The organism is Mycobacterium sp. MAA66, assembly GCF_041261665.1.
Classification (GTDB): Bacteria; Actinomycetota; Actinomycetes; order Mycobacteriales; family Mycobacteriaceae; genus Mycobacterium.
On record NZ_JBGCCC010000002.1, the window covers coordinates 399,089 to 421,389 of the forward strand.

Below are 22,301 nucleotides of genomic sequence, written 5' to 3' on the forward strand. Positions count from 1 at the left end.
GCAGGGTTCTCGTCGATGAGCGTGTACTCGAAGAGCACGCGGACACAGCCGATAACCGAGGTCTGCCCAAGGCAACCCCTAGAGCTTAGGCGATGACCTGCAGATAGCCAAATTGCTGCGGATTTGCGGCTCGCAGGCACCCCGAAAACGACGAAATGGCCGCTGCCAGTCGATGGCAGCAACCACTTCGTCGATCTCGCGGCGATTGACGGGGGCTAGGTGGTCCCCCAGCCCAGCACCCGGGTGGTCACGAGCACCAGGCCCAGCGAGACCAAAGCCACCACGACCAGGCCGATGACCGCGACCACCAACGGACGCCAGCCGGTGCGGGCGATCTGCCGGAAATCGGTGGACAAACCGACCCCGGCGAAGGTCAGCAGGAACGCCCACTTCGACAAATTGGCCAGGTTGGTGATCTGTCCCTTGCTCAGCAGGCCCGCCGTGACAATGCCCGAGACGGCGAGGAACCCCAGCACGAACTTGGGGAACTTCTGCCAGACGAACGTGGCCCGAGCCCGCACGCCGGTTGCCACGGCGTCGGCCTCGCCCTTGGCCGCCCAGTAGATGGCGAATCCGAGCACGACGAATCCGATGAGCGCGTTGCGTACGGACTTGACCAGGACGGCGATCTTGCCGGCTTGGTCCGAATACAGATATCCGGTGGCGGTGGTCTCGGCGGTGTTGTCCACCGCGAGGCCGGCCCACAACCCGAACTCGTGGTCGGTCAGACCGATGGCATGGCCCAGCGGCGGCAGGACGAACAGTGCTACCGCACCCAGCGCGAGAATCGACGCAATGGCATAGCTGACGTCCGAATTGCGCGCCCGGATGGCACCTTTGGCCGCGATGATCGCCGACACCCCGCAGATAGAGGTGCCGATGGCCAACAGCGAGCCGAGCTTGCCGGACAGCCCGAACAGCCGGGCCGCGCCGATGATGATGGCCCCGGCGACCGTCATATCCACCAGGATCTGCACCAGGCTGACCCCGCCCAGTTTGAGGACGTCACCGAGGACGAAGCGCGAGCCCAGCAGCACGATGCCGATCTTCAGCCAGAACTCGTAGGTAGCCACACCCGGCCGGAAAACCCGATGCAGGCCAACGGTATTGGTGATCACCAGGCCGATCACGATGGCCCACAGCACGTATTCGATGTCGGGGACCCGCCAGTGCTGATGCTTGGCCAGTGACAACCAGCCGACTTCGGCGTACTTGCCGGCCAAGCCGACTGCCACGAGCAGCAGCAGTCCCGGCAGGTAGTCGACGAATCGTCGCGCGCCGGTGTGCTCGGCTTCGGTCTCTGCCCCCGGCTCGACCTGGCCGGCGGTGTCTGTCGCTTCGATACTCACGCCCGTCACCAACCGATCTTCGGCAGCAGCTCGGCAACCGCCAAGACCGCCACCCCAACGCCGATAATCGTTGCCCACCAATCGGTTCCGATACGGCTCAGCCGGCCGCGGACCGCTCCTGATTCGGTCATCACACTCTCCTGTCGCCCGATGTCAGGGTCATCGTGGAGCAACACAGACCAAATTCACAGGAATCGAATCGCGCTGAATCTGAGGTCTGCTGCGTCGAGATCGACGACATGGCCGGATTTGGTCGCGCAGATCGGCCCGGTTGTCCGTTTGAACGTCAGCCGACGCAGCGGAAGCCGATGTGCGTCGTCGCGCTGTCCTGCGACTGCGGTGACCGAGCGGCCGGGCGATACCGGTGGCAGTACTCGGGCGCGCACAGGTGCGAGCCACCTTTGAGGGCCTGCGTGACACCCGGGTCCGGCTGAGCCGGCGGGCAGCACGCGGGCGCCTCCGACACCGGACCGGAGAACGGCGTCGTCGTCCACTCCCAGACGTTGCCGATCATGTCGGCAAGCCCGAACCCATTGCGCGGGAACGCCCCCACCGGCGATGTCCCGACCCAACCCAGCGCACCCCTGTTCTGGTACGGGAACCGGCCCTGCCAGGTGTTGGCCATCAACCGGCCGCCGGGCGAGGACTCCTCACCCCAGGCGTATGTGGTCTCGGTGCCGCCGCGGGCGGCGTATTCCCATTGCGCCTCGGTCGGAAGTCGGCGGCCGGCCCAGTGCGCATAGGCCAGCGCATCGGTGTAGGCCACTTGCACGACGGGATGGTCTGCGCGGTCCTCCCACACACTGTCCGCTCCGAACGGATGCCGCCAGCATGCGCCCGGGGCCCAGTCCCACCACTGCCGCCAGTCCCGCAGGTCCACCGGCCCCGGGGCCGGCCGGAACACCAACGCACCGGGCGCCAGATCTTCCTGCGCCACACCGGGATACAGCGCCGGATCCATCGGGCGCTCGGCGACCGTCAGATAGCCGGTATCCGCCACGAATTCGGCGAACTGGGCATTGGTCACGGGGTGCTCTTCGATGGCGAACGACGACACCGACGCCCCGCGAGCCGGACGTTCCTCGGGATAGAAGCTGTTCGACCCCATCGGGAACTCCCCGCCCGACAGCTCGATCAAACGGGTCAGCGTCATTCAGTCCTTCGAGAAAGCCCGTGCCAGCTCCCGTTCCACATCCACGTACGGCGCACCCGACACATCGAAAACCACCTTGGCGATGGTACCGCCGGTGAACGGGTAGGGCGCCGCGTAGTGGCTCGACACCGGCTGGCCATCGTTGCGTCCTACCGCCACCCCGCCGCCACTCAGACCGAACATGCCCGGGTGGGTCCGCACGCCGTCGCGAGTCGCCACCACTGTGTCGTCGATGTGCAATTCGACCGTGCCCAGCGGAGTGTGGCTGCCTTCCACGGTCCCGGTGCGGTTGTACCGCACACCCAACACGTGCCGGCCCAGCGGTAACGGGTCCGGTGCGGACAGTTCCTGTTCGTCTTCGCCCATGAAGTTGTAGACGTAGTGCAGCCGGCCGTCCTGGACGAACAGCACATGCCCGCCGTGACCGGCGCCGTGTTTGACCAGTACACCCTTCGCGTCGGCGGACTCGACGTCGACTTCGGCCAGGATCGAGTAGGACTGACCGCGCAGTTCGACGCAGGCGCCGATACCCACCTCGGCGGTGCCCGGGTAGTAGGTGAAGTTCTGCCGATCCCGGGACAGGTAGGGCCGCTCGCGCGTCATCGTCTCGAGGATGTTGAGGTCGGCCAGCGGCAGCCCGCTGTACTTCGCCGCCTCGCTGAACCACAACTCTTGCAGTTCAGCCAGTTTCGCCGGGTTCTCGGCGGCCAGGTCGTGGCATTGGCTGCGGTCGGACTCGATGTGGAACAGTTCCCAGCGGTCTTTGTCGAAGTTCGACCAACCCGACGGGGTGGCGGCGTGAACGGTGTTGGCGAACCAGCCGTCGTGCCAGATACCACGAGTGCCGAGCATGGTGTAGAACTGCGTGGTCTTGCCGGTGTCGGCGGTCGGATTGTCCAGCGCCGCTTTGAAACTCACGCCTTCCAGCGGTCGCTGCGGGACGCCGCGCACCTCGGCGGGCGCTTCGATACCGAGCAGTTCATAGACCGTCGGGGTGATGTCGGAGACGTTCACGTAGTTGTCCCGGACCTCGCCATGCGCCGCAATTCCGTTGGGCCAGCTGATGATCGCGGTGTCTGCGATGCCGCCCTCATGCGACGCGTAGCGCTTGAACAGCTTGTAGGGCGTGTTGAACGCCATCGCCCAGCCGATCGGATAGTGGTTGTAGGTATCGGGCGAACCGAGGCTGTCGAAATAGCGCAGGTTCTCTTCGACGGTGTCGATGTAACCGTTGAAGAACTTGACCTCGTTGACCGAGCCGTTGGGCCCACCTTCACCACTGGCCCCGTTGTCCGAGATGACCACGATGACGGTGTTGTCGAGCTGCCCGGACTCCTCCAGGTAGTCGAGGATCCGGCCGATCTGCGCATCGGTGTAGGACAGGAATCCGGCGAACACCTCGGCGAACCGGGCGAACAACCGCTTCTCATCGTCGCTCAACCCGTCCCAGGGCCGCACCGTATCCTGCCACGGCCACGGTTCCCCGCCCGGCCCCTTGGTATCCAGGTACGGGTTGATCGGTGAGAGCTCCGTGTCGGGCGGGACGATGCCGAGCCGCTTCTGGTTCTCCAGCACGATCTCGCGGTAGCGCTCGTAACCCATGTCGAACTTGCCGGCGTACTTGTCGGCCCACTCGGTGAACACGTGGTGCGGAGCATGCCCGGCACCGGGACACACGTAGGAGAACCACGGCTTGTCCGGGGCGATCACCTTGGCGTCCTGAATGAACTCGATGGTCTTGTCCGCCAGGTCTTTCGACAGGTGGTAGCCCTCTTCCGGAGTGGCCGGCGGAGCAACCGGGTGGTTGTCGTACACCAGGTCCGGGTACCACTGGTCGGTCTCGCCGCCCATGAACCCGTAGAACCGCTCGAAGCCACGGGCCAGCGGCCAGTGCCGTTTCGTCGAAGCGAGGTTGGATTCCTCGAGCGGGGTCAGATGCCATTTTCCGACGCAGTAGGTGTTCCACCCGCGCTCGGCGAGGACCTCGGACAGCAATGCCGTCTCAAAAGGTATGCGTCCGTTGCAGTTCGGGAAGCCGTCGGTGAATTCCTCGATGGTCGCCATACCCACAGAAGTGGCGTTACGTCCGGTGAGCAGCGACGCTCGCGTCGGCGAGCACAGCGCGGTGGTGTGGAACTGGGACAGGCGCACGCCCTTGTCGGCGATCCGGCGCATGGCCGGCATCTCGACCAGTCCGCCGAAGCTGTCCCAGGTGGCGATGCCGGTGTCGTCCCACACCAGATAGAGCACATTGGGCGCATCCGCCGGCGCGGTCGGCGCGGCGTACGGACCCCAGTCGGGCTCCGAATCGCGAATGTCGAGTTCGATCTTGCCCTGAAACTCCGTTGCCATGACGCCCCGTCCCGGTCGACGTCGCCAGTCTCGGCGATCGCCGGCGAGATTACACCCGCGAACTGAACCGCGACACAGAAATTGACGGCCGCGATAATCGCACCGGGAGGCCGGGGACGCGCTCGGCACGCGAGCAGACACAAAACTGCCCCTCTTCCGAAGAAAAGGGGCAGTTGTGCAACTCTTCGCGAGGGACTCGCGAACCTCGAAGTCGAAGGCCTACTTGGCCTTCTCGAGCACCTCGACCAGGCGCCAGCGCTTGGTGGCCGAGGTCGGACGGGTCTCCATCAGCGAGACGCGGTCGCCGATACCGGCGGTCTCGTTCTCATCGTGTGCCTTGACCTTGGTGGTGGTCCGGATGATCTTGCCGTAGAGCGGGTGGCTCTTGCGCGATTCCAGCTCGACCACGATGGTCTTCTGCATCTTGTCGCTCACCACGTAACCGATGGCGGTCTTACGACGGCCACGCGGCTTCTCGGTGGCCGGCGTGTGCTTGGGGCCGGCTTCTTTCGCAGTTTTCTCAGCCATTACTAATCCTTACCAACCGGCCCGGACGCCAGGCCCAACTCTCGTTCACGCAGGACGGTGTAGACCCGCGCGATCTCCTGACGCACGACACGAAGCCGGCGATTGTTCGACAGCTGACCGGTGGCCATCTGGAAGCGAAGGTTGAACAGCTCTTCCTTCGACTCCCGCAGCTTGGTGATCAACTCTTCCTCGGTGAGCTCACGCAGTTCACCGGGCGAAACTCCCACAGCCATCAGAAGTTCTCCTCTCGGGTGATAATGCGGGCCTTGATCGGCAACTTGTGGATCGCGCGGGTGAGTGCCTCCCGGGCGACCGCCTCGTCGGGGTAGCTCAGCTCGAAGAGCACGCGGCCCGGCTTGACGTTGGCGACCCACCACTCCGGCGAACCCTTACCCGAACCCATGCGGGTCTCGGCGGGCTTCTTGGTCAGCGGACGGTCCGGGAAGATGTTGATCCAGACCTTGCCGCCACGCTTGATGTGCCGGTTGATGGCAATACGAGCGGACTCGATCTGCCGGTTGGTGATGTAGGCGTGGCCCAGGGCCTGGATGCCGTAGTCACCGAAGCTGACCGAGGTGCCGCCACTGGCGATACCGCGCTGCTCCGGGTGGTGCTGCTTGCGGTGCTTGACCTTACGGGGAATCAGCATGCTTAGCTCTCCGTTGCTTCCGTGGCAGCTTCGGCAGCAGGAGCGGTCTCAACAGCGACATCCGCGGCGCGGCCGGCCTCGGTGCTCGTCGCCGTGGTGCCCGACGAACCGCTGCGACGCGGCCGAGTACCCGACGGACGATCCCGACGAGGACGGTCGGCAGCGGGAGCGGCGGCAGTCAGCTCACGCTTACCACCGACGATGTCACCCTTGTAGATCCACACCTTCACGCCGATACGGCCGAATGTGGTCTTGGCCTCGTACAGGCCGTAGTCAATGTCGGCGCGCAGCGTGTGCAGCGGCACGCGACCTTCACGGTAGAACTCCGAGCGGCTCATCTCAGCGCCACCGAGGCGGCCCGAGCACTGCACCCGGATGCCCTTGACGTTGGGTTGACGCATGGCCGACTGGATCGCCTTGCGCATGGCACGACGGAACGCGACACGGTTGCTCAGCTGCTCGGCCACACCCTGGGCCACCAACTGCGCAACTGCCTCCGGCTGCTTGACCTCGAGGATGTTCAGCTGAACCTGCTTGCCGGTCAGCTTCTCCAGGTCGGTGCGGATGCGGTCGGCCTCGGTGCCACGGCGACCGATGACGATGCCGGGACGCGCGGTGTGGATGTCAACGCGGACCCGGTCACGGGTGCGCTCGATCTCCACGTCGGCGATACCGGCACGCTCCAGGCCGGTGGCCAGCAGCTTGCGGATCGCGACGTCTTCCTTGACGTAGTCCGCGTACTGCTTGTCTGCGTACCAGCGGGACTTCCATTCGGTGGTGATGCCGAGGCGGAAGCCGTGCGGGTTGATCTTCTGGCCCACTACTCCGAGCCTCCCTTCGTCTCGGTCTTAGCGGCGGCAGCCTTGCTGCCCTGGGCGCGACGAGCGCGAGCGGCGCCGGCCGGCGCACCCTGAGAACCCTTGTCCTTAGCGGGCCGGCTCTCCACGATCACCGTGATGTGGCTGGTGCGCTTACGGATCCGGTACGCACGCCCCTGGGCGCGCGGACGGATGCGCTTGGCAGTCGGGCCTTCGTCGGCAAAGACCGCGGCGACCACCAGGGTCGACGGGTCCAGGCCTTCGTTGTTCTGGGCGTTGGCCGCAGCGCTGGCGATCACCTTGGCGACCGTCTCGCTGGCGCCCTGAGGTGCCCACCGCAGGATGTTGAGCGCCTCTTCGACGCTCTTGCCGCGGACCAGGTCGATGACCCGGCGGGCCTTGCTGGCCGAGACGCGCACGAAGCGCGCCTTCGCCGTCGCAGACGGGTATTCAGTAACGGTAGTCATTAGCGGCGCTTGCTCTTCCGGTCGTCCTTGATGTGACCCTTGAAGGTCCTCGTCGGAGCGAACTCGCCCAGCTTGTGCCCAACCATCGCCTCGCTGACGAACACCGGCACGTGCTTACGGCCGTCGTGGACGGCGAAGGTGTGACCGATGAAGTCGGGGATGATGGTCGACCGACGGGACCAGGTCTTGATGACCTGCTTGGTGTTCTTCTCGTTCTGAACGTCGACCTTCTTGAGCAGATGGTCGTCGACGAACGGACCCTTTTTGAGGCTGCGAGGCATCGTCTATTCCTTTCCGGCCTAGCGCTTGTTCTTGCCGGTGCGCCGGCGTCGGACGATGAGCTTGTCGCTCGGCTTGTTCGGCTTGCGGGTACGGCCCTCGGGCTTACCCCACGGGCTGACCGGGTGGCGACCACCGGAGGTCTTGCCCTCACCACCACCGTGCGGGTGGTCGACCGGGTTCATCACGACACCACGGACGGTCGGGCGCTTGCCCTTCCAGCGCATACGGCCGGCCTTGCCCCAGTTGATGTTCGCCTGCTCGGCGTTGCCGACCTCGCCGACGGTGGCGCGGCAGCGCACGTCGACGCGACGGATCTCACCCGAGGGCATACGCAGCGTGGCGTAGGCGCCTTCCTTACCGAGCAGCTGGACGCTGACACCGGCCGCACGGGCCAGCTTGGCGCCACCACCCGGCCGCAGCTCCACGGAGTGGATGACGGTACCGGCCGGGATGTTGCGCATCGGCAGGTTGTTACCCGGCTTGATGTCGGCGTTGGGGCCCGACTCGATGACGTCGCCCTGCTTGAGGTCCTTGGGGGCGAGGATGTAGCGCTTCTCGCCGTCCACGAAGTGCAGCAGTGCGATGTTCGCGGTGCGGTTCGGGTCGTACTCGATGTGCGCGACCTTGGCGTTGACGCCGTCCTTGTCGTGGCGACGGAAGTCGATGACGCGGAAGGCGCGCTTGTGGCCGCCACCCTTGTGCCGCGTGGTGATGCGGCCGTGGGCGTTACGACCACCCGTGCTGTGCAGCGGGCGGACCAGCGACTTCTCCGGGGTCGAACGAGTGATCTCGGCGAAATCGGAGACGCTCGAACCGCGACGACCGGGGGTCGTCGGCTTGTACTTGCGAATTCCCATGATTCTCTAGGTCTCTCTGCCGGCTCAGGCCGGCGCTCCGAAGAGGTCGATCGGCTTGCTGCCCGGTGCCAGGGTCACGATCGCGCGCTTGGTGCCCTTGCGCTGGCCGTAACCGGTGCGGGTGCGCTTGCGCTTGCCCTGTCGGTTGGCGGTGTTCACCGAGTCGACCTTGACGGAGAAGATCTTCTCGATGGCGATCTTGATCTGCGTCTTGTTCGAATCCGGGTGCACCACGAACGTGTACACGTTGTCCTCGATCAGTCCGTAGGACTTCTCCGAGATGACCGGGGCCAGGATGATGTCGCGAGGATCAGTCACGGTAGCCATCAGGCCGACACCTCCTCTTTCGTGTTGGCCTCGATGTAGGCGTTGAGGGCCTCGACACTGAACACCAGGTCGTCCGCGTTGAGGACGTCGTAGGTGTTGAGCTGGTCCGGAGCGATCACATGCACGCCCGGCAGGTTGCGCACGCTCTTGGCGCTGACCTCGTCGGCGCGGCCGATGACCACGAGGACCTTCTTGTTCTCGGTCAGCGACGACAGGAACGACTTGGCGTCCTTGGTCGACGGGGTCTGACCGGCCACCAACTCGGTGATGGCGTGGATGCGCTCGTTACGGGCCCGGTCCGACAACGCGCTGCGCAGGGCGGCGGCGATCATCTTCTTCGGGGTCCGCTGGCTGTAGTCGCGCGGCTTGGGGCCGTGCACAACGCCACCGCCGGCGAACTGCGGCGCGCGGGTCGAACCCTGACGGGCGCGGCCGGTGCCCTTCTGGCGGTACGGCTTCTTGCCACCGCCGGACACCTCACCACGAGTCTTGGTGGAGTGCGTGCCCTGGCGGGCGGCGGCCAGCTGGGCCACGACTACCTGGTGCATCAGTGCGATGTTCGGCTCGACGTCGAACAGCGCGGCGGGCAGCTCGACCGAGCCGTCCTTCTTGCCGTCCGGGGTCTTGACGTCAATCTTCAGAGTCATTACTTCTCACCTCGTTTGATCGCGGTGCGAACGACGACCAGTCCACCGTTGCGTCCGGGGACGGCGCCCTTGATGAGCAGCACACCGTTCTCGGCGTCAACCTTGTGAACCTTCAGGTTCTGGGTGGTGACGCGATCGCTACCCATGCGGCCGGACATCCGGGTGCCCTTGAAGACACGACCCGGGGTGGCACAGCCACCGATCGAGCCCGGACGGCGGTGCACGGCTTGTGCGCCGTGAGCCGCGCCCTGACCGCTGAAGCCGTGACGCTTCATGGTGCCGGCGAAGCCCTTGCCCTTGCTGGTGCCGGTCACGTCGACGTATGCACCGTCGGCGAAGATCTCGGCGGTCAGCTCCTGGCCGACCTCGTACTCGGCGACCGCAGCCTCGTCGTCCAGACGAAGCTCGGCCAGGTGCCGACGCGGGTTCACCCCAGCGGCGGCGAACTGACCGGTAACCGGCTTGTTCACCTTCCGCGGGCTGATCTCGCCGTAAGCGAGCTGCACGGCGCTGTAGCCGTCGCGCTCGGGGGTGCGGATGCGGGTCACCACGTTGGGGCCGGCCTTCACGACCGTGACCGGGACGACTTTGTTGTTCTCATCGAACACCTGCGTCATGCCCAGCTTGGTGCCCAAAATGCCTTTGCGTGCCATTTTTCTGGGTCTCCTACTGGATGTTGACGTCGACGCTCGCCGGCAGATCGATGCGCATCAAGGCGTCAACGGTCTTTGGCGTCGGGTCGAGGATGTCGATAAGGCGCTTGTGGGTGCGCATTTCGAAATGCTCCCGCGAGTCCTTGTACTTATGGGGGGACCGGATAACGCAGTACACGTTCTTCTCGGTCGGCAGCGGCACCGGGCCGACCACGCTCGCGCCCGTACGGGTGACCGTCTCAACGATCTTGCGCGCCGAGGCATCAATGGCCTCGTGGTCGTAGGCCTTGAGCCTGATGCGGATCTTCTGTCCCGCCACGCTTCTCCTACCTCACTACTAACGGGCTTTCGTGCCTTGGGCGCGAAAAACCTCTGTCGTCGTGCGCACGCCCCGGGATACCCGTTGACGCGCGCTGGCTATGCCGCCGCTCTTTACGTTTCTCTGGTTCACCGGCCCCCGCGCTCGGGCGTGTCGCCTCTGCGCACACTCGTCTGCGCTGGAAATTCCATCGCATTCGAGGGCTGGACCGGATGCGCCCGTGATGGGCGCCGATCGTATGCCCGCAGCAGGCGAACCCGCCGCAAGGCAACCCGAACAGTATGCCCTAGATCCGGGCCCTCTCCAAATCCGCTCGCCACGCCACCAAACCGGACAAACAGGCCGGTTGTTGCGAGTCCACGCAGCCATTTGGTCGGTCTCGGCGACGGTACCGAACTTACTTTTGAGTAAGATCAGCGCATGACATCACTGAGCCCCACTTACCGGGCCTGGAAGCAGCTGTCCGGACGGCCCGGCGGCAGCCTGTTGTTCTCGGCTGCAGCGATGGTGCGAGTGCCCTACTTCGCCTCGGTGCTCCCCCACATCGTGACCATGGAGCCCGGATACGCCGAGGTGACGGTGCCCAAATGGTTCTTCGTCTACAACCATCTGCACACCGTGCACGCGATCGCGTCGTGCAACGCCGCCGAAGTCGCGATGGGGATGGCGATGGAGGCCACCGTGCCCGCCAGTCATCGCTGGATCCCGAAGGCGATGAACGTGCAGTACCTGGCCAAGGCCACCACGTCACTGCGGGCGCAAGCCCGGTTCGACGTGCCGGACTTCACCAGCCTGACCGAGGGCACCGACGTCGTGGTGTCCGTGGCGATACTCGACGATTCGGGCACCGAGGTGGTGCACGCCGACATCACCACCTGGGTCACGCCGGCCTGATGCAGGAAAAATCGGCGCGCTGTGCGTGACGGCGGGTTCGGCACCACGCCGTGATACCCGAAGGGGTCTGGCCGCGTTGGCGGCCGCGGTCCCGGTGCTCGACATCGAAGGCTTGAAGATCACTGAACAGACCATGCCCAGTGCCCAACCGGGGCGCGAGCGTGGTGGCGATCGCGGCGAGCTTGCATTCGCCCGCCTTGCGGATGCTGGTCGGACCGCCGCGCCGAAGAAAGGATCTCGAGCGGCCCATGGCAAATCGAAATAGTCAAATAGAGCGTGCATCAAGTACCTTGAACGATTGTTGCACATCCGACTAATCGCATTTAGTTAAATACATTTAATTAGACAAATTTAGCTAAACGCACTTAATTAGATACATCGGATATCGATTTGCTGACAATGGCCTTCCAGATTACTGACCAGCAAGAATGTATCTCAATTCTAATTGCGAGCGTCCAGGGCGACTCAGCGAATCTGAAAATCCTTCCCGAACCCAGTTTCTGCTGAGGTAACCTCCCGCTGTCCCGACCTCGTCAATTAATTCAATAAGGAGAGATGGCATGCAAGTTGTCGTTCGAGCACGTCTCAACATGGGCATTGCACTGGCGGGTGCGGGTGCGATAGCGCTTGCCCCGATCGCCCAGCCGTTGCCCGCCATCGCCGAACTCCAAGCGCGAGCTGTGTCTTCGACCCACGTCGCGCTGACCGCCGCCGCCAACCCCATCGAGCAGTGGGCGCAGATCATCCGGGACACCCTCGCCAACGGCGGCACGCTCGTCCAGAGCTATCTGAGCGATCCCCTGCCAATCTTGCATCAGGTGCTCAACAACGGGCTCGGCTATGGCCAGCAGACGATCACGGCACTACAGGGCGCGTTCTCGGCTTTCGTCCAACAAATGGCGTTCAACAACCCCTCCGGCACTCCGGCGATGCTCCATCAAGGAATCCAACAGATTCTGGCCGGCCAGTTCGCCGACGGCGTGGAGAGCCTCTACGAGGCCGTAATCAATGCGGTGGTCCAACCAGCCTTCGCCCTGCTGCCCCTTATGCAGATCCCGGTCACCATGGCGAAGAATCTCGCCAACGCGTTCGCCACAGTGCCGCAGTCCATCCTTGGGGTGGGCCTCGGTGCACTCGGCATCGTCAGCGCGTCTGTCACGGCCGTCGGCGCGTCGGGGCAGGCAATCATCGACGCAGTGCGCGCCGGGGACCTCCGGGGCGTCATCGGCGCCATTGTGGCGATTCCCGGGACAGTCGTCGGCGCCATCCTGAACGGCGTTCCGTCGACGGGGAGTGGCGGTCTGCTCGGACCCTATGGCCTGGTTTCACAAATCATCAACGCGGTCCAGGGGTTCGCTCGAGCGCTCGCGCCGCCGGCGCCCACGCAGCTTGCGTTGAAGGTGGCCGCCACCAGCCCGTCGGCCCTACCGTCGGCTGCGTTGTCGGTTGCGACTGCCACGCTGGCCCCCGAGAAGGTGACAACGCCCGAGACGGCGAAGGTCCTTGCAGCGAAGGCCGCTTCGGCACCCGCCGCGACGGCTCCGGCTGCTCAGGCACCCGCCGCAACGGCTCCGGCTGCTCAGGCACCCGCCGCGACCGCACCTGAGACAGCGCCCACTGCAACCGACGCAAAGCCCGAAACGAAGCCGGAGACCAAACCGGAATCGGGCACGACCTCGGGCAGCACCACCACGCCAAACGGTGGCACCGACACGACCAACGGGAAAAAGGCCAAGCCTGGCAAGCCCAGGAAGCCGAGCGGATCGACCGGGAGCGAGACGGGCTCGGGCAGCACCGGTTCCGCCAGCGGCCACGGCGCATCCGGCAGTGGTAGCGGTGCACCCGGACACGGCGCTTCCCACGCCGCCGCTTAGTCACACCCCTTCAAGACCAGTGGGCCCCACTCATGAGCGGGGCCCACTGCCGTCCGGCGTCTCGAACGGTCGCCAGACATGGAGCGGCCGCCAAACCTTGATTCCTGGTTTGGACGGATCGACGGGCTCCGAGGGCCGGGCGGCTGTGGGGAATTCGCTCGGCGGCGCACCGCGGTCAAGTTCACCCACCCGGCGAGCAAGTACCGCTGGTGAACAGAGACCGCGATGACTCTTATTGAGGGTAGGGATCCAATTCACGCATCCGGTTCAGATGGGCTTGTTGTAGTTCGTCCGTACGGGTGAGGAAGCCGACGATCAGGTCGATCTCCGCCGCGTTGTAGTAGCTCAACAACATCTTGCCGCCCTGATCCAGCAGCGGGGAGACGAGTTCTGAGATACGGCGAGCAGCGAGATCCGTGGCCAACACCATTACTCGGCGGCGATCGGTCGGATGAAGCGTTCGACTGACGTAGCCCAGCTTCTCCAGGCGGTTGAGCACGATCGTGGTACCGGCGGCAGTGAGACCGAGCCGGTCTGCCAGAAGTCCCGGCGTCGTGAACTTCTCACCCGCAAGGAGAATGAGTTCCAGGGCGCGTCGGTCTGTCTGATTGACACCGAGCACCCTCACCAATTCGCGCGCCAAGTCATCGACGGATCCGTGAAGGGATTCCAGTGTTCTTTTCAGGACTACGGCGATCCGAGCGAGTTCGGTTGCCATCGGACGAAACCTCCCCCAAGGTTTTCCTTCGTGACTGGGCCTGAATCATACCGATGGTCGAGTGGCTCCCGCGGTGATTATCGAAGCTTTCGTTCGAACTGTCGACGGCGAACTTTGCTGTCGCCTTGGCCGGCAACACCCTGCCGGTCGTAGAACTCAACTTTCAATGTGGCCCAGAAGGATTCAGCCGCAGCGTCGTACCAACACCCGTGCGGCCGGCCCACGGACGAGTTGTGCTCGGCGGCGAACCGCGCCAGCCGGGTGATTGGTGTTGATAGGCGGCGCAGTTGCAGCGCTTACGCCAAAACTGAATGCCGAATCGCACAGTATCTGGCATCGGCCGCTTCGTTGTTCTCCCAAATCCGTGGAGAGTTTTCGCGCCTATTTCGATAGGCAACTGCCACCTGCCTCGAGGTCAATGATCCTGCCAAGCACAGGCCCATTCACAAACGGAGCCGACAGGTGGAATGACTGATTCGGGACAGACCAGCCACATTCGAGATGGTGACTGGAAAATAGCGATGACCCTCGACCGAGCCGGTCATTCAGCCCAGTCGAGGGTCATTCACCGCTGCACTCATTCAGCCTGTGCGCTGAATCTGACCCCGGCCCGATCAGCGCCGTCCAGGTAAGTGCCGTGTCCTTGGCGGACCAGGTCACCGTCGAAGATCAGCACCTCATTGACCAGTTGGCCACGGTGGTTGCGGTAATTGATGACGATGGCCTGCGTCCCTACGTAGGTCGCGACCACCTCGAAATGCAGATCGGGCAGCGCAGCCAGGGCAGCCGTCCAATATGCGCGCAGTGCTTCCTTGCCCCGAACCACTCCCCCGGAGCCCGGCACGATCCGGGCCGCGACCGGTGAGCTGAAGACGACGTCGTCGTGAAAGTGCACGAGCACCGCCTCGACGTCGTGCGCGTTCCAGGCCGTGACCCATTGCCGTGCAAAGGCCTCGGCGTCGGCTGCCGTCATGGTCCGCCTCTCTGTCGTTCGCCGAAGTCGACGCCATGCCGGTGCTCTCGCACTCTGCGGCCCGTTTGTCCGTTTCGGCGACGGGGATCAGGGTTTGAGGCTCTGCCAGAACGTGCATTGATGATCGGCGTCGAATTCGTCCATCAGCCTGCTGCCATCGGGCCGCAAGGACAACCGAATTTCGTCGGGCCCACCGGACAGCTGGGGCCATTCCAGAGCACCCGGTGCACTGGGCTTGCCGGTTTTCACGAACGAGGTCCAATAGTCGATCATCTGCTCGGACAACGCGGTCTGTTCCGGTGACATCGGCGGAGCACCACCCATGTCGAAGGTGTAGCGCAATTCGAGTGCGTGACTGGCACCCAGCGGAAAGGGCAACCGGCGCAACGGCTCTGGCGTCGGCGGTGCCGGATCGTTGAACTCGTAGGCGTAGACCGGCACGTCGGTGGCCAGCGCGTCGGCGATGCTGTCACCCACACAGGAGAACGCTCCGTCGGTCACGGCCGCCGAGTACGCACTGGCCGCGCTGCCGCGGTATCGGCTCAACGGATAGTGCTCGGCCACCGCATCGGCATTCGCACCGAAGGTCTCGGACAGCAGGCGCGGGTAGGCAGCGGGACTGAATCGTTTGCCGGACTTCAGATATTGCAGGCCGACGAACAAGGTGAACTCGTCATGATTGGTACCGATCAACACAGGCACCTGCGCCGCCGAACCTGCCGCGATGGCCTGCATCGGGTCGACCGGCAACGCCGCCGTCCCCGTCACCGGACCGCTCAGCGAGTCCTCACCAATCCGGTAGTACCACACCGGTTTTCGCAATTTGTCAACCGGAAGCCGACGCAAACACGTTGCGGCAGTGGCCGGATCACCGCAACCGACCCCGCGCGCATAGGCCAGGCTGGAGCGCTCGGCGTCGGGCAGAGCGACCTGCGCCTGGCACGGTCCGCTCTGGATGATCGCGGCGCGGAACAATCCGACCGATCCCGGCGCCACCAGGTGATCGCACACCGACATACCACCGGCGGACTCGCCGGCGACGGTCACCTGGTCGGGGTCACCACCGAACGCGGCGATGTTGTCGCGCACCCAGCGCAGCGCCGCCTGCTGATCGGCCAGCCCGTAGTTGCCGACGTCGGTGCCGTTGCCCAGCGCCGGGTGCGCCAGGAAACCGAGCGCGCCAAGTCGGTAGTTCAGCGTGACCACCACAACGTCCCCGCGTTTGACCAACCGCTCGGAGTGATAGATACCGGCGCTGCCGTTGATGAAGGCCCCACCGTGAATCCACACCAGCACCGGCCGCCGTTCGCCCGACTGCTTGACCGGCGGCGTCCAGACGTTCAGGAACAGGCAGTCCTCGCTGGAGTTACGCCCCATCTCCAGATCGCCCTGGGGGTCCTGCATGCACCGCGAGCCCGGCTTACTGGCGTCGCGCACTCCGTCCCATGGCAACGCAGGAGCCGGCGGCGCAAACCGCAGCGCGCCGGTCGGCGGTGCAGCATAAGGAATTCCACCGAAGAACCGCAGCCCCGGAGCGAGTACGCCGCGCACCACACCCGATGCGGTGGTGACCAGGGCCGGATCAGTCGTCGCGGCAGTAGACACCGAAGGAGAGCTCGCGACGTCGACGCGCCCACAGGCTGCCACCAGTACCACGGCAGCAGCCAGTGCAAACAGACGCCGGATCCACCGGCCCGGATGAGCGGGCTCCACGGACTACGAGACTACTGACTCAATCGGGCCCGAGCCGCCGACGAGCTCACATACACTCCACTTGACGGCCGTCAAGTCACCGCCTCACCAGGAGCCAAGATGAGCAGCCCCACCATGGATGAAGCCACCAAAGTCCTCGCCGACCCGACCGCATACGCCGACGACCAACGTCTGCACAGCGCTTTGGCACATCTGCGAGCCACCAATCCCGTTGCCAGGGTGGATAATCCGCCGTATCGGCCGTTCTGGGCAATCACCAAGCACGCCGACATCATGGCGATCGAGCGGGACAACGAGCTGTTCATCAGCGAACCGAGGCCGTTGCTGATGCCGGCCGACGCCGAGGACCTCCTGAAGGCACAGGTCGAAGCCGGCATCGGCCTACGCACCCTGATCCACATGGATGACCCGCACCATCGCAAAGTCCGTGCCATCGGCGCCGACTGGTTCCGGCCGAAGGCCATGCGCGACCTGAAGGTCCGGGTCGACGAGCTGGCCAAACGCTACGTCGACAGGATGCGCGAGGTCGGTCCGGAGTGCGACTTCGTCGACGAGATCGCCATCCGGTTCCCGCTGTACGTGATCATGTCGCTGCTCGGCCTGCCCGAAGAGGACTACGACCGCATGCACATGCTCACCCAGGAGATGTTCGGCGGGGACGACGACGAGCACACCCGCGGCAAGGAGCCCGAGGACATGCTCGCGGTGCTGCTGGACTTCTTCAATTACTTCGCGACGCTGACCGCATCGCGGCGGGCCAACCCCACCGAAGACCTCGCGTCGGCCATCGCCAACGGCCGGCTCGACGGCGAGCCGCTCAATGACATGGATACCGCGTCGTACTACGTGATCGTCGCGAGCGCGGGGCACGACACCACCAAAGACGCCATCTCCGGTGGACTGCACGCCCTGATCCAGAACCCGGGCGAGCTGCAGCGGCTGCGCGATAACCCTGCCCTGATGTCCAGCGCCATCGAAGAGATGATCCGGTGGACCACCCCGGTCAAGGAGTTCATGCGCACCGCAACCGCCGACACCGAAATCCGCGGAGTGCCGATCGCCAAGGGTGAATCCGTTTATCTGGCATATGTTTCGGGCAACCGGGACGAGGAGGTCTTCACCGACCCGTTCCGCTTCGACGTCGGCCGCGACCCGAACAAACACCTGGCCTTCGGCTACGGCGTGCACTTCTGTCTGGGCGCCGCCCTGGCCCGAATGGAGATGAACAGCCTGTTCACAGAATTGCTCTCGCGGCTGGATTCCATCGAATTAGCAGGAACCCCAGAGCTTTCCGCGACGACGTTCGTCGGCGGATTCAAGCACCTGCCGGTCCGGTATTCCGTGCGCTGACGGCGTGGGTGGCCAGAAACCCCGCGGCGGCAACGCCTGCGATCTCCCGATGATCGAAGTCGGGCAGCATGCTCAGCTTGCCCAGCACGATCGGTCCGAGCAGCAGCGTGAACGCACGAACCGGGTCGACGTCGCCCAGTTCAGCGACCGCCTCGGGGCTGCCCAGCACCGTCGCAAAGGGTTCGGCGTACTGCTCGACCATCCGCAACCGGAGGCTGCGCACCTCCGGGCTCTCGGTGTCCGGAGCACCCCACGGCAGATGTTCGAAGTTGCCGCCCAATGCCAGCCAGGACATGGCGGCCAGGCTCACCGGAGCCTCGGCGATCAGCTCGGCCTGCGCATACGTCAACTCCAGCAATCGCTCACGAAACGACCCATCCTCGGGCGGTGCCGGCGCCGAGGGGATCAGCGCATGAAAAGCCGCGGCCAGCAAGTCATTTCCACTTGGATAATGCCGGTACAGGGTGGCCCGGGCGACGTTCGCCGTCTTGAGCACAGCGTCCACGGTCACCGCACCGGGCCCACCTGAGCGCAGCAATTCGGTCGCCGCGTCGAGCAAGCGAGCGCGCGACCGGGCCGGCCTAGGGTCACAGCGTTCCCCGGACATTGGGCAAACTCCTGACGGACTGGTGACAAGCCTCGTTTTGTGAGACTGGATGACCTGCCATTTCAGGCTACCCAGCCGAACACAGTGTCAGCAGATCACCGGATCCACCGGTCGACCTCCCGCTGAGTCGGAGATTGCTCAGCCGTGGACGAATTCGGCGGCCCGGTGCGCCAGCATGACGATCGTGGCGTGCGGGCCCCGGCCGGTGATCTGTGGCAGCGCCGAGCCGTCCACCACCTGTAGGCCGTCCACCCCGCGCACCCGGCACCGCTCGTCGAGCACCGCCCGCTCGTCGTCGTCGCGGCCCATCGGCGCGGTGGCACACAAGTGCTGCGCGGTCGACCAGATCGGCTCGTCGACCAACATTGCGGCAGTGAACAATTCACGCACCAGCTGATGACCGGTACGCAGTTCGGCGAGGTCGGATGCGACGCTGTCATAGCGGTGCTCGATCACCGGTGGGATATCCGGGTCGGCCGAGACCAGCCTGACCCGGCCGCGCCCGCCGGGACGCATCAGCGAGATTCCGATGTGCACAGGGTCGAGCGCCCACGAGGTTCCCGTCATCGCGCCGAAGCCGACGGTGTAGGGCCGGATCTCTACGCTGCCGGTGCTCAGCGCCACCTCGATCGGAGGACGGTCCGCGCTCGCGGCCCACGCGACAGGCACCAGCCATTCGGGATGATCCGCGCACCAGCGCCCCACCGGCAGGTCGGCCACCACGGGCACACCGCAGCCGGCCAGCTCGTCGGCCGGTCCGATTCCCGAGCGCAACAGCAAATGAGCCGAATCAATTGCACCGGCGGACAACACAATACGATCAGCGGTCAACTCCAGGGGCCCGTCGGGCCCGACACATCGGGCCGCGACCGCGCGACCACCCCGGAAGCCGATCGTGCGCACCTGGGTGTCCGTCAGTACGGTCAGATTGCCCCGGCCCAGGGCCGGAAGCAGAAATGCCTGACCCGGACCGCAGCGCAACCCGTCCGCACCCACATTCAGCGGGATCGCCCCCAGCCCGGGTCGCGACGGCGTCCCGCCGTTCACGTCGTCCAGCCACTCGCTGTGGGCGGCGGCGCCGTCGATGAAGGCCCGTGAGGCTGCGGCGAAGTCGCGGGTCCGCCGCACCGGGATGGGCCCGGCGTCGCCGTGACCGGAACCGCCGAAATCGCAATCGGATTCGATGGCCCGATAGTGCGGGAACACGTCGTCCCAGCCCCAGCCGGGAAGCGCCCAGCGGTCGAAATCATCGGGGGTCGCCCAGCAGAAATACCCGCCGTTGACCGCGCCCGAGCCACCGACCACCCGGCCCCGGACCAGCTCGGCCGGACGCCGCGGGGTAGTCGTCAGGGCGCTGCGGTAATGGTCCGCCACGGCACTGTCCGGACCGATCGGCAACACCCAGCCACCGGTCGCCGCGGCCCCGCCGCCACTCTCCACAACGGTTACCCGGCAGCTCGGATCGACGGAAAGACGCTCGGCGAGAACACAACCGGCGCTTCCGGCACCGACTATCAGCACATCACTGTGCAATGGCTCAGGTCCGGATCTGCGGCTTGAGGGCGCCCAGGTGGCGCTCCCGGACCACGCCGGTCCACAGACCCAACCCGTATGCGATGTCGTCGAGCCGTTTGAGCAGCAGGTAGGCCAGCAGGCCGACGCGTTGTCCGTCGTCCTCGATGGGATGATTGCGCCGGACCCAGTCGACCACACCGTCGACGACGGCCGCCACCAGCACGACGTGACGCCAGCGCCGGAACAGCACCGCCAGCACCAGTGCGGCCGGCCAGTAGTGCCGCGTCAGCGCGGCGGCCAGTTGCAGAGCCGCGGCACCCAGTCCCCGCGCGGCCACCGCCACCACCTCGCGGGGTTCGGTATCCACCGAACTGAGCGAGCTGGCGATTCGCCGGCCGGTGATCGCCGCCGCGATGGTCGACGCCAGATAGCCGACGCCGGAACCCATCGCGAGCAGCACCCACACCACCAGCGTCCAGCCGGAGATCACCAACGGCGCGGTCTTGCCCGGATGCCGGATGGACAACGGCGCCGCGGAGGATCCGTAGAAAGCCTTGCGCGTGAACCACTCTCGCAACTCCGTGCGGTGGTCGTGGGCCACCATCGCGATGGGCTCGTAGCGCAGCCGGGCACCGGCCTCGATCAATCGCCAGCAGAGATCGACGTCTTCGCCGGAGCGCAGCGTCTCGTCGAAGCCGCCCATGTCATCGAGCATCGAGCGCCGGCACACGATGGCCGCGCTCGGCACGTATGCCACCGAGCCGTACGGCACCACCGGGGCCTCCCGGATACCCAGGTCCAACGAGGACCGCACGGCCTCGTAGCGGGCGATCATGTTGCGTGGTTCGCGCAACCCGACGATCCGGGGCGCGACCAGCGCCACCGCCGGATCACAGAAGTGCCCTAGCAGCGCCTCCAGCCATCCCCGGCGCGGAACGACGTCGGAGTCCAGGAACGCCACGAAATCGGTCTGACAGGCCGCCAGGCCGGTATTACGGGCCGCGGCAGGCCCACGGCTGACATCGTGGCGCAGCACCCGGATGTCGCACAGCACGTCCCCGAAGTCGGCGGACTGCAACGGCACCGCCGAACCGTCGTCCACCACCACCACGCGCATGCCGCCGCGCAGCGTCCGAACCAGACGGACCACGCCGATTGCGTTGTCGCGCACCGGGATAACGATCGTGACGTCGAGATACGACGGGCCGGTCGCCGGCCGCGGGTGCGCCACCGTCGCATCGAGCAGGGTCCGCGCCAGCTGGGCGCTCTGGGCGTCATGAACCTCGAGGCGTCCGCCCTCGAGCATGGTCCGGGCCGCCGGAGCGAGCTTGAGCAGCCGGGTCGGTGAACCACCGAGCAGCGCGGCCCCCTCGCCGAGTACCTTGACTCGGCGATCGACCTGCACGGCAAACCCGTCGGGCAGTCGGGGCCCGGTCACAGTCGCGACTTTCTCACCTGAGCATCCCCCGCGGGTCGGGCTCCCATGCGCCGATGCGCCGCACACAGCTACCAACCATTTCTGCGAAGATACGCCGTCCCTCGGCCGCCGTCGCGGTGGTGGGGTCACCGAGAACCCCGACCGGGCTCACCGCCGCCACACCTCCGCTGCGCAATGCGGGCATCAGCTCGGGCAAGGGCGCACTGTTGCCGGCCACGGTCTCGTCGACCCACACGTCGCCGGGTGAAAGGTGTAGCAGTACAGACGTTTCGGTATGGCCGGCGTGAGCGTCGGCACCGGGCACCGCGCAGGGGCACCAGCCGGCGTCGCGACCCTCGGCACGTAACAAGGTCACCGCCCTGGTCAGTGCCCCGATATTGCCGCCGTGGCCGTTGACGAACACCAGCCGGGACGCCCAATTGCACGCCGAGCGGCCATACTCGACCAGCAAAAGTTCCAATGCGGCCTGGCCGATCGAGATGGTCCCGGGGAAGCCCTCATGTTCACCGCTGGCGCCATAGCTGATGGCAGGGGCCAGCAACCACTCACCGGCAAGGCACTCGGCCACGGCCGAGGCCACCGCACCGGCAATCCGGGTGTCGGTGTCGAGCGGCAGGTGGGGCCCGTGCTGCTCGGTGGAACCTAACGGGACGATCAACGAAGGCGACAATTCGTGTAGCTGCCTCGACGTCGAGTTCCCGAGCTCGCTTGGGAAAGCCACCTGCCGATGGTAGGCCGAATTCACCTGGTGTGCGCCAAATGTTGCGGTTTAGGCCAAAATTTGTCTACGGCGTCAATTGTTGTCACGTCCATCGCCG

25 protein-coding genes are annotated in these 22,301 nt (G+C 65.5%); 3 read left to right on the forward strand and 22 right to left on the reverse strand.

Annotated features, from left to right (window positions below; all coding sequences use genetic code 11):
• Positions 1-215: 215 nt before the first annotated feature.
• The 15 genes from ABIA30_RS08440 to rpsJ form a co-directional block, all read right to left on the reverse strand.
• Positions 216-1,358, reverse strand: a complete 1,143-nt coding sequence (locus ABIA30_RS08440) for a YeiH family protein (RefSeq protein ID WP_370064080.1) — start codon at positions 1,356-1,358, stop codon at positions 216-218.
• Positions 1,355-1,480 (reverse strand): hypothetical protein, encoded by a 126-nt coding sequence (locus ABIA30_RS08445; RefSeq protein ID WP_370064082.1) that lies wholly within the window; start codon positions 1,478-1,480, stop codon positions 1,355-1,357. The genes ABIA30_RS08440 and ABIA30_RS08445 overlap by 4 nt, the downstream gene beginning before the upstream one ends.
• A gap of 155 nt (positions 1,481-1,635) precedes the next feature.
• Positions 1,636-2,502, reverse strand: a complete 867-nt coding sequence (locus ABIA30_RS08450) for a formylglycine-generating enzyme family protein (RefSeq protein ID WP_370064084.1) — start codon at positions 2,500-2,502, stop codon at positions 1,636-1,638.
• A complete protein-coding gene (locus ABIA30_RS08455) occupies positions 2,503-4,854 on the reverse strand; it encodes an arylsulfatase (RefSeq protein ID WP_370064086.1) in 2,352 nt (783 codons plus the stop codon).
• Positions 4,855-5,073: 219 nt separating this feature from the next.
• Complete coding sequence (gene rpsQ, locus ABIA30_RS08460; RefSeq protein ID WP_370064088.1) at positions 5,074-5,382, reverse strand: 30S ribosomal protein S17; 309 nt, start codon at positions 5,380-5,382, stop codon at positions 5,074-5,076.
• A gap of 2 nt (positions 5,383-5,384) precedes the next feature.
• Positions 5,385-5,615, reverse strand: a complete 231-nt coding sequence (gene rpmC / locus ABIA30_RS08465) for a 50S ribosomal protein L29 (RefSeq protein WP_370064090.1) — start codon at positions 5,613-5,615, stop codon at positions 5,385-5,387.
• Entirely contained in the window at positions 5,615-6,031 is a 417-nt protein-coding gene (rplP, locus tag ABIA30_RS08470) for a 50S ribosomal protein L16 (RefSeq protein ID WP_370064092.1), read from the reverse strand. Before rplP ends, rpmC begins: the two co-directional genes overlap by 1 nt.
• A 2-nt stretch (positions 6,032-6,033) precedes the next feature.
• Complete coding sequence (gene rpsC, locus ABIA30_RS08475; RefSeq protein WP_370064094.1) at positions 6,034-6,852, reverse strand: 30S ribosomal protein S3; 819 nt, start codon at positions 6,850-6,852, stop codon at positions 6,034-6,036.
• A complete protein-coding gene (gene rplV / locus ABIA30_RS08480; RefSeq protein WP_370064096.1) occupies positions 6,852-7,316 on the reverse strand; it encodes a 50S ribosomal protein L22 in 465 nt (154 codons plus the stop codon). Before rplV ends, rpsC begins: the two co-directional genes overlap by 1 nt.
• Positions 7,316-7,597, reverse strand: a complete 282-nt coding sequence (gene rpsS / locus ABIA30_RS08485) for a 30S ribosomal protein S19 (protein WP_043401734.1) — start codon at positions 7,595-7,597, stop codon at positions 7,316-7,318. Before rpsS ends, rplV begins: the two co-directional genes overlap by 1 nt.
• Before the next feature lie 18 nt (positions 7,598-7,615).
• Positions 7,616-8,455 (reverse strand): 50S ribosomal protein L2, encoded by an 840-nt coding sequence (gene rplB / locus ABIA30_RS08490; protein WP_370064098.1) that lies wholly within the window; start codon positions 8,453-8,455, stop codon positions 7,616-7,618.
• Positions 8,456-8,479: 24 nt separating this feature from the next.
• Positions 8,480-8,782, reverse strand: a complete 303-nt coding sequence (rplW, locus tag ABIA30_RS08495) for a 50S ribosomal protein L23 (protein WP_370064100.1) — start codon at positions 8,780-8,782, stop codon at positions 8,480-8,482.
• On the reverse strand, positions 8,782-9,429 hold the full coding sequence (gene rplD, locus ABIA30_RS08500; RefSeq protein ID WP_370064102.1) for a 50S ribosomal protein L4: 648 nt from the start codon (positions 9,427-9,429) through the stop codon (positions 8,782-8,784). Before rplD ends, rplW begins: the two co-directional genes overlap by 1 nt.
• Positions 9,429-10,082 (reverse strand): 50S ribosomal protein L3, encoded by a 654-nt coding sequence (gene rplC / locus ABIA30_RS08505; RefSeq protein WP_370064104.1) that lies wholly within the window; start codon positions 10,080-10,082, stop codon positions 9,429-9,431. Before rplC ends, rplD begins: the two co-directional genes overlap by 1 nt.
• A gap of 13 nt (positions 10,083-10,095) precedes the next feature.
• Positions 10,096-10,401 carry a 30S ribosomal protein S10 gene (gene rpsJ / locus ABIA30_RS08510; RefSeq protein ID WP_003883485.1) on the reverse strand — a complete coding sequence of 102 codons (306 nt, stop codon included), beginning with the start codon at positions 10,399-10,401 and terminating at the stop codon, positions 10,096-10,098.
• Between the two features lie 420 nt (positions 10,402-10,821).
• Here rpsJ and ABIA30_RS08515 point away from each other — a divergent pair, with 420 nt between their 5' ends.
• Both ABIA30_RS08515 and ABIA30_RS08520 read left to right on the forward strand, forming a co-directional pair.
• Positions 10,822-11,295: a hotdog fold domain-containing protein gene (locus tag ABIA30_RS08515; RefSeq protein WP_370064107.1), complete on the forward strand. Its 474-nt coding sequence runs from the start codon at positions 10,822-10,824 to the stop codon at positions 11,293-11,295.
• Between the two features lie 560 nt (positions 11,296-11,855).
• A complete protein-coding gene (locus ABIA30_RS08520; protein ID WP_370064109.1) occupies positions 11,856-13,169 on the forward strand; it encodes a hypothetical protein in 1,314 nt (437 codons plus the stop codon).
• A 232-nt stretch (positions 13,170-13,401) separates the two neighbouring features.
• On the opposite strand, the gene ABIA30_RS08525 is transcribed toward ABIA30_RS08520, so the two are convergent.
• The 3 genes from ABIA30_RS08525 to ABIA30_RS08535 form a co-directional block, all read right to left on the reverse strand.
• Positions 13,402-13,887: a MarR family winged helix-turn-helix transcriptional regulator gene (locus ABIA30_RS08525; protein ID WP_370064111.1), complete on the reverse strand. Its 486-nt coding sequence runs from the start codon at positions 13,885-13,887 to the stop codon at positions 13,402-13,404.
• Between the two features lie 577 nt (positions 13,888-14,464).
• A complete protein-coding gene (locus ABIA30_RS08530) occupies positions 14,465-14,860 on the reverse strand; it encodes a nuclear transport factor 2 family protein (protein ID WP_370064113.1) in 396 nt (131 codons plus the stop codon).
• Positions 14,861-14,947: 87 nt separating this feature from the next.
• A complete protein-coding gene (locus tag ABIA30_RS08535) occupies positions 14,948-16,573 on the reverse strand; it encodes a carboxylesterase/lipase family protein (RefSeq protein WP_370064115.1) in 1,626 nt (541 codons plus the stop codon).
• Positions 16,574-16,672: 99 nt separating this feature from the next.
• On the opposite strand from ABIA30_RS08535, the gene ABIA30_RS08540 reads away from it, so the two are divergent.
• Positions 16,673-17,923 (forward strand): cytochrome P450, encoded by a 1,251-nt coding sequence (locus tag ABIA30_RS08540; protein ID WP_370064117.1) that lies wholly within the window; start codon positions 16,673-16,675, stop codon positions 17,921-17,923.
• On the opposite strand, the gene ABIA30_RS08545 is transcribed toward ABIA30_RS08540, so the two are convergent.
• The 4 genes from ABIA30_RS08545 to mftE all read right to left on the reverse strand — a co-directional run bounded on the left by ABIA30_RS08545 (position 17,889) and on the right by mftE (position 22,228).
• A complete protein-coding gene (locus ABIA30_RS08545; protein WP_370064119.1) occupies positions 17,889-18,530 on the reverse strand; it encodes a TetR/AcrR family transcriptional regulator in 642 nt (213 codons plus the stop codon). The two genes, ABIA30_RS08540 and ABIA30_RS08545, sit on opposite strands and share 35 nt — an antisense overlap.
• Before the next feature lie 138 nt (positions 18,531-18,668).
• Positions 18,669-20,063, reverse strand: a complete 1,395-nt coding sequence (gene mftG / locus ABIA30_RS08550; RefSeq protein WP_370064121.1) for a mycofactocin system GMC family oxidoreductase MftG — start codon at positions 20,061-20,063, stop codon at positions 18,669-18,671.
• Positions 20,064-20,067: 4 nt separating this feature from the next.
• Positions 20,068-21,483 carry a mycofactocin biosynthesis glycosyltransferase MftF gene (gene mftF / locus ABIA30_RS08555; RefSeq protein ID WP_370064123.1) on the reverse strand — a complete coding sequence of 472 codons (1,416 nt, stop codon included), beginning with the start codon at positions 21,481-21,483 and terminating at the stop codon, positions 20,068-20,070.
• A gap of 13 nt (positions 21,484-21,496) precedes the next feature.
• Positions 21,497-22,228, reverse strand: coding sequence for a mycofactocin biosynthesis peptidyl-dipeptidase MftE (gene mftE, locus ABIA30_RS08560; RefSeq protein ID WP_370064125.1), 732 nt, complete (start codon positions 22,226-22,228; stop codon positions 21,497-21,499).
• Between the last annotated feature and the right edge of the window lie 73 nt (positions 22,229-22,301).